This window comes from Bordetella muralis, assembly GCF_965139205.1.
Classification (GTDB): Bacteria; Pseudomonadota; Gammaproteobacteria; order Burkholderiales; family Burkholderiaceae_B; genus Bordetella_A; species Bordetella_A muralis.
Window position 1 is genome coordinate 44,568 of the sequence record NZ_CBCSIU010000026.1, and the last position, 12,202, is coordinate 56,769.

10 protein-coding genes are annotated in these 12,202 nt (G+C 58.2%); 8 read left to right on the top strand and 2 right to left on the bottom strand.

Annotation, left to right across the window (positions count from 1 at the left end; genetic code table 11):
• The first annotated feature begins 12 nt into the window (after positions 1 to 12).
• On the top strand, positions 13 to 1,458 hold the full coding sequence (locus ACNA0I_RS23790; protein ID WP_415808500.1) for an APC family permease: 1,446 nt from the start codon (positions 13 to 15) through the stop codon (positions 1,456 to 1,458).
• Between the two features lie 27 nt (positions 1,459 to 1,485).
• A complete protein-coding gene (locus ACNA0I_RS23795; protein ID WP_415808501.1) occupies positions 1,486 to 2,313 on the top strand; it encodes an SAM-dependent methyltransferase in 828 nt (275 codons plus the stop codon).
• Between the two features lie 84 nt (positions 2,314 to 2,397).
• Here the strand turns inward: ACNA0I_RS23795 and ACNA0I_RS23800 are convergent, their stop codons facing one another.
• Together ACNA0I_RS23800 and ACNA0I_RS23805 are read right to left on the bottom strand one after the other, a co-directional pair.
• Positions 2,398 to 3,618, bottom strand: a complete 1,221-nt coding sequence (locus tag ACNA0I_RS23800; RefSeq protein ID WP_415808502.1) for an ankyrin repeat domain-containing protein — start codon at positions 3,616 to 3,618, stop codon at positions 2,398 to 2,400.
• Between the two features lie 209 nt (positions 3,619 to 3,827).
• Entirely contained in the window at positions 3,828 to 4,430 is a 603-nt protein-coding gene (locus ACNA0I_RS23805; protein ID WP_415808503.1) for a TetR/AcrR family transcriptional regulator, read from the bottom strand.
• Positions 4,431 to 4,615: 185 nt separating this feature from the next.
• On the opposite strand from ACNA0I_RS23805, the gene ACNA0I_RS23810 reads away from it, so the two are divergent.
• From ACNA0I_RS23810 to ACNA0I_RS23835, 6 genes are read left to right on the top strand one after another with little or no spacing between them, the layout of a single operon-like run.
• The gene (locus ACNA0I_RS23810) at positions 4,616 to 5,596 is read left to right on the top strand and encodes a Bug family tripartite tricarboxylate transporter substrate binding protein (RefSeq protein ID WP_415808504.1); all 981 of its coding nucleotides are present in this window, start codon (positions 4,616 to 4,618) and stop codon (positions 5,594 to 5,596) included.
• A gap of 32 nt (positions 5,597 to 5,628) precedes the next feature.
• Complete coding sequence (locus tag ACNA0I_RS23815; RefSeq protein WP_415808505.1) at positions 5,629 to 6,594, top strand: Bug family tripartite tricarboxylate transporter substrate binding protein; 966 nt, start codon at positions 5,629 to 5,631, stop codon at positions 6,592 to 6,594.
• 50 nt (positions 6,595 to 6,644) lie between these two features.
• Entirely contained in the window at positions 6,645 to 7,421 is a 777-nt protein-coding gene (locus tag ACNA0I_RS23820) for an enoyl-CoA hydratase/isomerase family protein (protein WP_415808506.1), read from the top strand.
• Position 7,422: 1 nt separating this feature from the next.
• Entirely contained in the window at positions 7,423 to 8,634 is a 1,212-nt protein-coding gene (locus tag ACNA0I_RS23825) for an acyl-CoA dehydrogenase family protein (protein ID WP_415808507.1), read from the top strand.
• A gap of 3 nt (positions 8,635 to 8,637) precedes the next feature.
• Positions 8,638 to 9,771 (top strand): acyl-CoA dehydrogenase family protein, encoded by a 1,134-nt coding sequence (locus tag ACNA0I_RS23830; protein WP_415808508.1) that lies wholly within the window; start codon positions 8,638 to 8,640, stop codon positions 9,769 to 9,771.
• A gap of 8 nt (positions 9,772 to 9,779) precedes the next feature.
• On the top strand, positions 9,780 to 11,891 hold the full coding sequence (locus ACNA0I_RS23835) for an acetate--CoA ligase family protein (protein WP_415808510.1): 2,112 nt from the start codon (positions 9,780 to 9,782) through the stop codon (positions 11,889 to 11,891).
• Positions 11,892 to 12,202: the final 311 nt, after the last annotated feature.

The following is a 12,202-nucleotide window of genomic DNA, read 5'->3' on the forward strand; positions in this document are numbered from 1 at the left end:
GCTTACAAACTCATGAACAATCCACACCAGCATAGTACGGACTCTCTCGCGCTCTCCGGTAATGTTCGTCATGCGGGGCCGAAGCCCACCCAAGACGCTCATCACATCGAGGCAAAGCCTGCGGCTCTGCTCTCGGTCTTCGACGCCGTCGTCATTCTCGTAGGCTTGGTCATCGGCATCGGTATTTTCAGGACACCATCCATCGTCGCGGCGAATGTCGACTCTGAATGGGCATTCATCATGGTCTGGGTGGCGGGTGGCGTGGTCACGCTGATCGGCGCGCTGTGTTATGCCGAACTCTCTGCGGCGCATCCTCATGCAGGAGGTGAATATCACTTTCTCTCGCGCGCTTATGGACGTCCTGTCGCCATGCTGTTCGGCTGGGCACGAGGCACCGTCATCCAGACTGGCGCTATCGCAGGCGTCGCTTTCATGTTGGGCGATTATGTTGCTCAACTATTTCCGTTAGGTCCCTATGGCCCGGCACTCTACGCCGCCCTCTCGGTCATCCTGTTCACGGGTATCAACATCATCGGCACGGCGCAAAGCAAAACGCTGCAGGTCGTCGTGACGCTCGTCGAGGTGGGCGCTCTCGCTGCCGTCATTCTCTTTGGACTATTCGGCACGCCGGCGGAGGTCGCTGCATCCACAACACCCATCCCACCCGACACCGCCGCGATAGGGCTGGCGATGATTTTTGTACTGCTCACTTTTGGCGGCTGGAACGAGGCGTCCTATCTGACCGGCGAACTCAAAGACGCGCCGCGCAACATCGCGAAAGTCCTCGTCACAGGCACACTCATTCTGATTCTCCTGTATGTGCTGGCCAATCTCGCCCTCGTTTCCATTCTGGGCCTGGACGGTTTACGCGCCTCGGATGCCGTGGCCTCCGACATGATGCGGCAAGTCGCCGGCCCCACGGGCGAAACCATCGTCACGCTGGCCATTATCGTCGCCGCCATATCCACGCTGAACGCCACCATCTTTACCGGAGCCCGCGTCTTTTATGCCATGGCACAAGACCTCTCGGTCATGCATTGGATGGGCGTCTGGGACGGCCGCGGCAAAACACCCGCCAACGGGCAATTGGTGCAAGGCGCCATCGCACTGGCCCTGATAGGCATGGGCGCCATTACCCGCGATGGCTTCAAAGCCATGGTGGACTACACCGCACCGGTGTTCTGGGGATTCCTGCTTTTGATCGGGCTCGCCGTATTCGTGCTGCGTTGGCGGCACCCTGAACGCCAACTGCCCTACCGCGTCCCGCTCTATCCGCTCACGCCGATCGTGTTCTGCCTGACGTGCCTGTACATGCTGCACGCGAGCATTCTGCACACTGGTGCTGCGGCCTGGATCGGACTGGCCGTACTGGCCGCAGGCACTCCGCTCTTGTTGCTCAGAAACAAAGCTGTAGACCCCGTCGCCACCGCCCAACCGCGGGACGATGCCGCCCTCTGACTTGCCCTCTCAACAAGGAGAACGTCAATGCAAACGCTGCAAAAATCCCTAGTATCTGCCGTGCTGTGCGCCATGGCCTGGCATGCCAGCGTAGCCGCTCAAACGACGGCCGACAAGGCCTCGACCTACGAGCCCACCGTAGGTCAATCGGGTAAAGACGTGGTGTGGGTGCCCACTCCTCAAGCACTCGTCGACCGCATGCTGGAAATGGCCGAGCTCACCCCCAAAGACCGCCTGGTCGATCTGGGCTCGGGCGATGGCCGCACCGTCATCACCGCCGCCAAACGTGGCGCTACGGCACGCGGCATCGAATTCAATCCCGACATGGTAGCCCTGGCGCAACGCGCGGCAAAAGCCGAGGGCGTCGCAGACAAAGCGACATTCGAACAAGCGGATATTTTCAAATCGGATTTCTCCGAAGCCACCGTACTGACCTTGTTCCTGCTGCCCAGCCTGAACGAACGTCTACGCCCCATCATCCTGGAGATGAAACCCGGCACACGAGTCGTCTCGAACTCATTCACCATGGGCGACTGGCAACCCGACGAATCCGCGCAAGTCAGCGAAAACTGCACCGCTTACTGCAACGCCCACAAATGGATCGTTCCCGCCAAAGTCGCTGGCACCTGGAAACTCGGCGACAAAGAGCTGGTGCTGGAACAAACCTATCAAATGCTCAACGGATCACTACGCGACGGGGATAACGTCACGCCGATCACCGATGCTAGGCTCGAGGGAGAGACGATTCAATTTACGGCGGGAGATCAGCAATACACCGGTCGAGTGTCAGGCAAACGCATGAGTGGCAACACACAAGACAATGCCCCATGGCAAGCGTCGTTGAGTACGCTATAGATTGCCCCGGCACTGGTCGCACATATCTGGTCTGTCAAACATTTCCGCTCGAAGGAGCCCTCCCGGTAGCAGGCGGAACCGGCCTCACGCGATTCCCACCGGGGCCACGGGCTCAGTCTGCTCCATCAAGTCGTGCAATTGAGCAGCCAGGGCGACATGACCGTGCGCCGCCGCGTACTCCACGGCGGTGCGACCTAAATTATCCGTGGCATGGATATCCGCCCCTGCCTGTATCAATCTGACTGCGACTTGAGTGTTCCCGACTCGGGCAGCGGCCATCACGCCGTTTTCTCCCTCGTGGTTTGCGGCATGGATATCCGCATGAGTACAGATCAATGCCCCTACGATCCTTTGCGGCCGCAAACGCATATCCGCGGCCAGAGCGTCCCAAACGCAGGCGCTGTCATAGTCGTGCGGCTTTGGCAAGGCCTGTATCGCGGCATTCCGGTCAAATCTGCTGGCAAGAATCAATGCCGTGTCTCCCGCCAGATTTGCAACGTTGACCGCGGCATGGGCTGCTATCAACGCGTGCACCGCACGCTCGCGCCCATGTGCAGCGCCAATGAGAAGCGCCGTGTCCCCCGCGTAATTGGTTGCGTTGACCTTGGCACCCGCTTGTACCAACGCCGTGATCATCTTTTTCGTGCCGTAACGCGCCGCCACCATCAGAGGGCTGTTCCCTTCGCCGTCGGTGGCATTCACGCCCACATTGGCAGCTATTAAAGCGTTCATGACACGATCGCTGCTATAGCGGGCGGCTGCCGATAACAGGGTGAATTCAGGCGGCTCCACGTTATCCACCCACGCCCCCTTCTTTAGCAGCAAATCGACGACGTCAGGCTTATTCAGGCAGACGGCGAGCATCAACACCGAGTATTGCTGGCTGGTAACGGCATTAATATTCGCCCCAGCCTCGATCAACGCCAGCACAGCGTCCCTATGGCCGCCTTTGATAGCAAGGATCAACGGCGTCACGTCGGTGGACGCAGGCGCGCTCGTCCCAGCACGAGTCGCGCGGACATCGACATCCAGCTTGCCCGTACGCAACAGCGCCTCGATTGCCTCACGATTACCATCGGCCGCCGCCACATGCAACAGCGTTTCGCCTTCGTCATTGCACTGCGTGAGGTCCATATCGGCATGCATAGAGAGGACATACTCGAATGTCTCGACGTCGGCATGCTGCAGCACATCGAACAGCTTGTCCATCGACAACGGCAGTCTGTCACCGGCTTGGGCAGCAGCACCCGTACCGACGAGATATGACCAAGCGGCACTAATAGCGGAGAGCGAAGAGGAAATCATGGAGGCACTTCCTGAACAGGAAATTAGAGGGCCCCGGCATGTCCACCAGCGTAGCCACCCAGGTTTCTATGTTCGTGAGTGCCTTTCGTCTCGCATTGGTTCCATCCAACCTTGCCGTCAAGGTAACAACGATGGCTCCGTATCCAATTAGTGCCATTGCAGCGGCAAAGCGAAAAGTGGGGGGTATACCCTGATTCAGTCCAACACACTCAAGAGATCTTCGGCGGCTCCTCGATCCCCTGCAAGAACATCGTCACAAAACTGTCCATGATCTCTGTCGCCGTCTTTTCGCCATCGGGGCGATACCAACGAGACAACTGATTCAGCGATGACAGCAGAAATTTGCTGGCCAAACTGACGTTGGTGTCGGGTCGAAATACCCCCGTCGCAATGCCATCGCGAATCGCTGCTTTCAACAGCTCCTCATAAGCGTCGCGCCACTTCAGCACCAGGGCTCGGGTTTCCTCGTTCTCGGCGGACCAAAAAAGTTGCGAGCCGGACACCCAGCTATCGTGGGACTGCTCGTAGTACTGAATCGACGCTCTCATGAAACCATACAAGCGCTGCGCCGCGCCACTTTCCGCAGAGGGCATCCGGTCACGCACATACTCGAACAATACCTGCATGCCGCTGGCAACCAGGTTTCGATACAGCGTCTCTTTATCCGGAAAATGGTGATAGAGCGCCGACTTCGACACCCCGACCTCGGCCGCGATCATGTTCAACGACGTACCGCGATAACCGTGGCGGGCAAACAACCGGCGGGCAACGTCAATGATCTGATTATTACGTTCGGGCTCACGTGTGGTCATAGCTGACGATCTGTCCTGGAAAACACGAAATGGATGATACGGGAATTCAATGACTTGAATTTCTGAAGAAACGATCTATCATATCCGAACTTACCGACCGGTCGGTCAGTTCGCGTAATACCTAGCAGCATACGCCTAAAGCACAAGTTTTTCTCAGATAAAACAAGTAGATAGGTGGAGACAACATGAATAGCAATGTCCGCGTTCCGCTGACTTTGTGGTTGATGCTCGCAGTATTCACGGCCATGCCACAGGCCCAGGCAGCAGACGCTTTTCCGCAGCGCCCGATCCATTTGATTGTTCCTTTTGCGCCGGGCGGCGGCGCCGACAACAACGCCCGCCAAATCGCCGAGCCTTGGTCCAGGGCGCTGGGCCAGACGATCGTGATTGAAAACAAGCCCGGAGCAGGCGGCACCGTCGGTGCGAGCTACGTCGCCCACGCGACCGCCGATGGCTACACCCTGCTCTACACCACTCCCGGGCAACAGATGACCGCGCCCTATCTGTTAAAGGATTTATCCTATCGGCCTTTTGACGATCTCGTCTCTGTCGGCAAAGTCACCGAGGGCGCAAACGTCCTGGTGGTGTCCAAAGATTTGCCCGTCCGCGACGTAAAGTCGTTGATCGACTACGCCCGTGCGCACCCCGGCAAGCTGGGGTTTGCTAGCTCGGGGGTCGGCTCCAGCAGCCACTTGGCGGGTGAACTCTTCAAGAAAGAAGCGGCCGTCGATATCTTTCACGTTCCCTACCGAGGCACGGGGCCGGCACGCACTGATGTCCTGGGCGGACGAGTACCGATGACGATAGACACGCTCAGCGTCTATCTGCCCGATATCCGATCAGGCGCTGTACGCGCTCTGGGCGTGTCCACCTTGGCACGCAATCCCACTGCCCCCGACATCCCGGCCATTTCGGAGACCCTGCACGGGTTTGAGGCCTACCCCATCAACTACATCACGGCCCCTGCCGGCACGCCTGAAGCCATCATCAAAAAGCTCAACACCACGCTGAACCAGGCATTGCGCGACCCCGCGTTGCGCGCGAACTTGATCGCCGTGGGCACGACACCGCAAGGCAGTACCCCCGAACAGATGGATGCTCTGGTCCGTTCGGAAAGCAAGAAATGGAAAGCCCTCATTGAAAGCGCCAATATAAAAATCGAATAGGCGCCACCCCTCAAGCAGGACGGAGACAAACCATGAAAAAACTGCTGCATCTATGTGCCGCTATCTTTAGTGCATCCGCAATCACGGCAACGGCCGCCGCGGCCCAGGACTATCCCGATCAACCGGTAACGATCATCGTTCCATATGCTCCGGGCGGCGTCACCGATGTCTATGGCCGCGTCATCGCGGACTATCTGGGACGCCAATGGAAAGTGCCGGTCATCGTCAAGAACGAAGCGGGAGGCGGCACCATGATCGGCACCTCGGCTGCGGCGCGGGCCGCCCCCGACGGCAACACGATTCTACTGACGAGCTATGCGTACACATCCAACCCCATCTTGCGCACAGATCTTTCGTACGACCAGAATGCATTGCGCCCGGTGATGCTATTGGGCAATAGCCGCAACATGCTGGTGGTATCGGCCCGCAGCGATCTGCATACGCTGGCCGATGTCGTCGCCAAAGCAAAGAAATCCCCGGGAAACTTACGATTGGCCTCGTCGGGGATTGCGTCCAGCCCGCATATTGCCGCTGAACTATGGGCCCGCGAAGTCGGTGTTCAGATTACGCACGTACCTTATCGCGGCACGTCACCGGCAATGAATGATGTCTTTGCCGGAGAAGTCGACGGGATTTTCGATGGCCCGTCGGCCATGCCCAACGTCAAGGCGGGCAAGCTCAGGGCAATTGCCATCGCCAGCGAAAACCCGCATCCCTTTGCCCCCGGTGTTCCTACCTTCCGGGAGTTGGGTATCGATTTGGTCTTTGGCAGCTGGTTCGGATTTCTCGTCCCGAAAGACACGCCTGATGCGATCGTCGACAAGATCAATGCCGACCTGCGCCGCGCCGTAGAAGACCCCACCGTGAAAGCCGCCATCGACAAAACGGGGCTGCTGTTATCCGCCGGATCACCCCAACAATTTTCCGATTTCCTGAACTACGAATCGGAACGTCTGCAAAAACTCGCCAAGACGAGCGCCGACCTGCGCCTGCAATAACGCCTGTCGGCAACACGAATGCCGTACTGACCCTGAACGAGGAGTAAAGCATGACCTATGAATGCCTGGAAGTCGAACGCGACGGTCACGTTGCCATCGTGTATTTGAACCGCCCGCCCGTCAATGCACAGAATGCGCAGATGCGTGCGGAAATCGTGGAGGTCTTCGATAGCTTCAACGATGATGATAATGTCCGCTGCGTCGTATTGGCCAGCAAGACAGCCGTGTTCTCCGCCGGTGCGGACGTATCGGAAAGGCCGGCGATCAAACAAAAGGGCCCTGGCGCCTACTGGCGGCACAACCGCCTGGTGCGTGAATCGTCGCTGGCGATACAAGAATGCAACAAGCCCGTGATTGCCGCCGTCAATGGCCCTGCACTGGGCGCTGGCTTTGGCTTGATGACCTCGTGCGACATCTGGGTCGCGTCCAACAATGCCTACGTCTCCATGCCGGAAATCAACGTTGGACTGGCCGGCGGCACTGCGCTGCTGCAGCGCGTATTCGGCAAATCGCGCGCACGCCGCATGTTCTTTACCGGCATGAAAGTCTCGGCCGACGAGCTCTATCGCTTGGGGTTGATCGAGGCCAGCCTGCCCCCGGAAGAACTCATGCCTTACGTCATGGCACTCGCACAGGAGATCGCCAGCAAAGCACCCATCGCCTTGCGCTACGCCAAGGAGGCCTCGCAGGTCACCTCGTCCATGCCACCGCGGGAAGGTTACCGCTTCGAACAAAACATCACCGTCGCACTATCAAAAACCGAAGACGCCAACGAAGCACAACGCGCGTTTCTGGAAAAGCGTACTCCCGTCTACAAAGGCCGTTGATATGCCACCAGAGCTGAATTCCCGATATTTCTCGCTCTTGTCCGACGGTCATCGCGAAAGCGGGCAAGACGCCGCTTTCCGTGCAGAACTGCGCCAATTCGCTCAGGCTCACTGCCCCGACGAGATCCGGCAAATCGTCGCGTCCGGCGAAAAAATCACACGCCCTGTCTACAGCAAATGGCAAGCGATTCTCTATCAGCGCGGCTGGGCTGCGCCAAACTGGCCCGTCGAGTATGGCGGTACGGGCTGGAGCCTGCGTCAACGCATGATCTTTGAAGAGGTCATGGCCGACCTGGACTGCCCGCCGCTGTATCACCATGGCCTGGGCCACATTGGCCCTGTCATCATGCAGTTCGGCACCGACGCGCAGAAGTCGTATTTCCTGCCGCGCATTCTGGACACCACCGACTGGTGGTGCCAAGGCTATTCCGAACCTGGCTCGGGCTCGGATCTCGCCTCGTTGAGCACACCGGCGGTACGTGATGGCGATCACTACGTCATCAATGGCCAAAAGATCTGGACGTCGCATGCCCACGAAGCGGACCGTATTTATCTATTGGCCCGCACATCGCGCGAGGCTAAAAAACAAGAAGGCATTTCGCTTTTCCTGATCGACATGAATACGCCTGGCATCACCGTGCGACCAATACGCACGATAGACGGCTGGCATCATGTCAACGAGACCTTTCTGGACAATGTCCGTGTTCCTGCGGACAGGCTCCTCGGCACAGAGGGTCAAGGATGGGCCTGCGCCAAATATCTGTTGGAGCGCGAGCGGCTACCGCCGGCCAGTGTTTCGCAATTGATACGACAATGGCGACGCGTGGCGCGCCTGCTCGCAGAGCACCAAGCTAAACAGCCTCTGCGCGATTTCTCCTCGCTCGAGCATCAAATGGCCATGCTGTCGGCGCAGATAAAAGGCGCACGCGAAATGTTGGCCTCGGCTATTGATGCCATGATGCGCCGCGAACCGCTAGGCGCCAAACCTTCCGCATTGAAACAGGCATGCAGCGCCGTTGCGCAATCGTTGACGAAAATCGCCTTGCTCGTCGCTGGACCCATCGGTGCACAACAGCTCGTGCGTAATGACGAAGCATCAACAACCGACGGACTATGGGTGCAAAACTACCTGTTTTCACGATCCAAAACGATCGCAGGAGGCACGACCGAGATCCAGCTGAACGTCATCGCAAAATCGTTGTTTGGAGCATGAGATATGCCGTTTGAACCGAACACATTGTTCCCGGGATTGTTATCGGAAAGCGCTACCCGCGTCGCGCAGGACGCTGCCAATCATCCTGGCGGCCACCCTGCTGCCGCGCTCATCAGTGAAATGGGATGGAACGCGGTACTCATTCCAGAGGCACAAGGCGGCGCCGGCGGCGATCTTCAAGACCTGGCGGCGATCATCGAGGGCCTCGCGACGCATGCTGTTAACCTCCCCGTCGTGACGCGATGCGGCGTGATACCTGCCATATTGAGCGCATTGCCCAAACAGCCTTCTGTCCAGACCATGCAAACCGGTATCGCCGAAGGCGCTTTGGTCGTTGAACTAGGAGGGCCGCTTCATCCCGGCGATCCGACTCCCGCTCTATCAGCGAGCAAAGGCAAAGACAGCTGGCTGCTATCGGGAACAACCACCGGCATCGAGCTGACAGATGATTGCACCCATGTGCTATTGATCGGCCGAGATGCCATCGACAACAAAGCCATTCTGATATGCGTCGCCACAGAGCACTTGAGCTGCAGCAACACCGTCTATCGCACGATGGATGACCGCCAGATTGCCGTCTTTGATCTGGATAAGTTTCCCGTGCGTGACGATGATATTCTCGCCAGCGGCGCAGCCGCAGCACACTCCATCCATGCGGGGTGGCGCATCGCAGCCGCGGCCACGGCCACCGACTCGGTATGCAGCATGGGCAGCGCCCTGAGCCGCACCATTTCGTATTTGCTGGAGCGCAAACAGTTCGGCCATGCGCTTGCCGATTTCCAGGCGCTGCGCCATGACGTGGCTCGGCTATATGTCACCTACGAACTTTGCCGTAGCTTGCTGCAAGCCACCCTGAGAACCTTGGAACAAACGCAAGCAAACGACGCTGATACGTCAGCGCTAGATCTGCTGGGTCTGTACATAGGGCAGGAAGCCATTCGATTTGCGGAAACGGTTATCCAGCTGCACGGCGGTATGGGCATGACCCGGGAAATGCCGGCTGCACAACTGGCGACTCGGCTATTGGCCAACGCATTGCGCTATGGAGACCCGCTGACTTACGAGCAGAAAATTCATCATCTGCGGTCTGCCGAGCACAACTCTTTTTCCCATGGTGTAAATACCCAGGTCTCTTGAGGCGACAGATGACTGCGATCGCACATCCTTTGCAATGTTTCTTTGATCCGACATCCGTCGCCATCATCGGCGCTTCGTCGGACCCCGATAAGCTCGGCGGGCGACCGATTCGTTTCCTGCGCGAGGCTGGCTATGAAGGAAAAATCTTTCCCATCAACCCGCGATACGACACGATCCAGGGCCTGAAAGCCTATCCCGCACTGAACGATGTCCCCGATGCGATAGATCACGCCATGATCATTGTTCCTGCGACGGGCGCGTACGACGCTCTGCAGGCCTGTATCGACAAAGGGATACGTCACGTACAAATCCTCAGTTCGGGCTTTGCCGAAGACGGTCCCAACGGGAAAGTGCTGCAGGATGCGCTGGTTGCCTTGGCAGCCAGACACGGCGTGCGGCTGCTGGGCCCCAACTGCCTGGGCATCGTCAGCACCAGCAACCGCTTCTATGCCACGTTTTCCACGGCCCTGGAAGCCCTCTCCCCTCAACCCGGCGGCATTAGTTTTGCGACGCAAAGCGGCGCATTTGGCTCGTGCGCCTATGCTCAGGCTATCCAGCGAAACCTGGGTATCTCACGCATTGTCGCCACCGGCAACGAGGCGGATGTCGACGTTGCTCAGTGCATCGATTTTCTGGCTTCCGATCCCGCCACACACATTATCTGCGCTGCGATCGAAGGATGCAGAGACGGCGCTATGCTCCGCCAAGCCTTGTTAAAGGCCGCCGCTGCCAACAAGCCGGTCATCTTAATGAAGGTAGGCACCTCGTCTCGCGGACAGCTTGCGGCAGCCACTCACACGGGCGCGGTCGCAGGCAATGATCGCATCTTTGACGCAGTCATACGCGAGTGCGGCGCATATAGGGCGAACACCATCGAACAAATGCTGGATATCGCCTACCTGTGTACCCATCTGCCTCTGCCCACGAACCCTCAGGCCGGCATCCTGACCGTCTCGGGCGGTATCGGCGTACTCATGACTGATGATGCGGAACGTCATGGCATTGATATTCCGTCTATCCCGCCAGCGCTACAAGACCGTATACACGGACTCGTTCCGTTTGCCATCGGCGACAACCCGCTGGACACCACAGCGCAAGTCAGCACAGTCAAGCAAGGCGTCCCGGGGCTGGCCGAGATGCTTCTGCAGGACACCGATTGGTCCATTCTGTGTATTTATCTGGCGCAGATTCCCTGCGACGAACGTCGTTTTCCCGACATGCTCGAATCGCTGGGGAAATTGCGCCGCGACTATCCAGACAAACTCATCGTTCTGGTCGGGCCGCACAGCGAAAAAATGCGTGCAGAGATAGAAGCCCGCCATTTGGTTATCTTTGCAGACCCCGGGCGTGCCATGGCCGCATTGGGAGGGTTGGCTGCATTGGTGGAACGTCGGCGTCATCTGGTTCGTCATCAGGAAATAGATCGCGTCCCTCTCGTTGCTGCCCCTGTTATCGGTACGCAACTTGATGAAGCCCAAGCAAAGCATATCCTCGCGCAATACGGATTGCCTATGCTGCGCGAAACGTTGTGCACGACTGCCGAACAAGCCGTGCAGGCCGCCAACACGATCGGCTATCCTGTCGTCGCAAAGATCGTATCGCCGGACATTCTGCATAAAACCGAGATGGGCGGTGTCCTGCTGGAGCTGCCGGATGATCAATCCGTCCGGGATGCCTATGCCACTCTGCAACAGCGCGCCGCAAGCGTGCCGGGCAATCCGCACATCTCCGGCGTATTGATTTCCCCGATGAGCAAAGGCGGCACCGAAACCATACTGGGAGTGCATGTAGATCCCTGGTTCGGCCCCATGGTGATGTTTGGCCTGGGCGGCGTGTCAGTTGAGCTCTTCAAAGACGTCGCGTTCGCCAGCGCACCGCTCACGACGCAACGAGCCCTCGCGCTGATCCAGTCTGTACAGTCGTACAAACTGTTGAACGGCTGGCGCGGAAAGCCCCCACTCGATATCCCAGTACTGGCGAACGCCTTGGTCGCGCTGTCCCACCTGGCCAATGACTGGCGGGTCGTTCTATCGGGGATAGACATCAACCCCTTCATCCTGAGGCAGGATGGCGCCGTTTGCCTAGATGCCTTGATCACACTGAAATCGGCAATCAGATAAGTCTGCCGGGCGGAACCGTTTATAAAGGATTAGCCACTACCAGGACGTTTGGGACGACTGCACCGAAACGCGAGATGCTCGTTTTCAGGTGTTTCCTGGCAGCTGCAAACTCATATAGGTTCCGCCTTTTATCTGATAGGCCCAGCCCGATATCGGGCCTGGATCAAGTCGTTGTGGGGCCGGGACGCTGACTGAATTACAGAAGATGCGGGACGCAGGGATTATTTATTTGGTCGCGCAAAGACGAAGGCACAAAGACAAAACCCCTCGCAGCGCTAGCTGGAGGGGTTTTGAGGATAAGAGCCTGACGA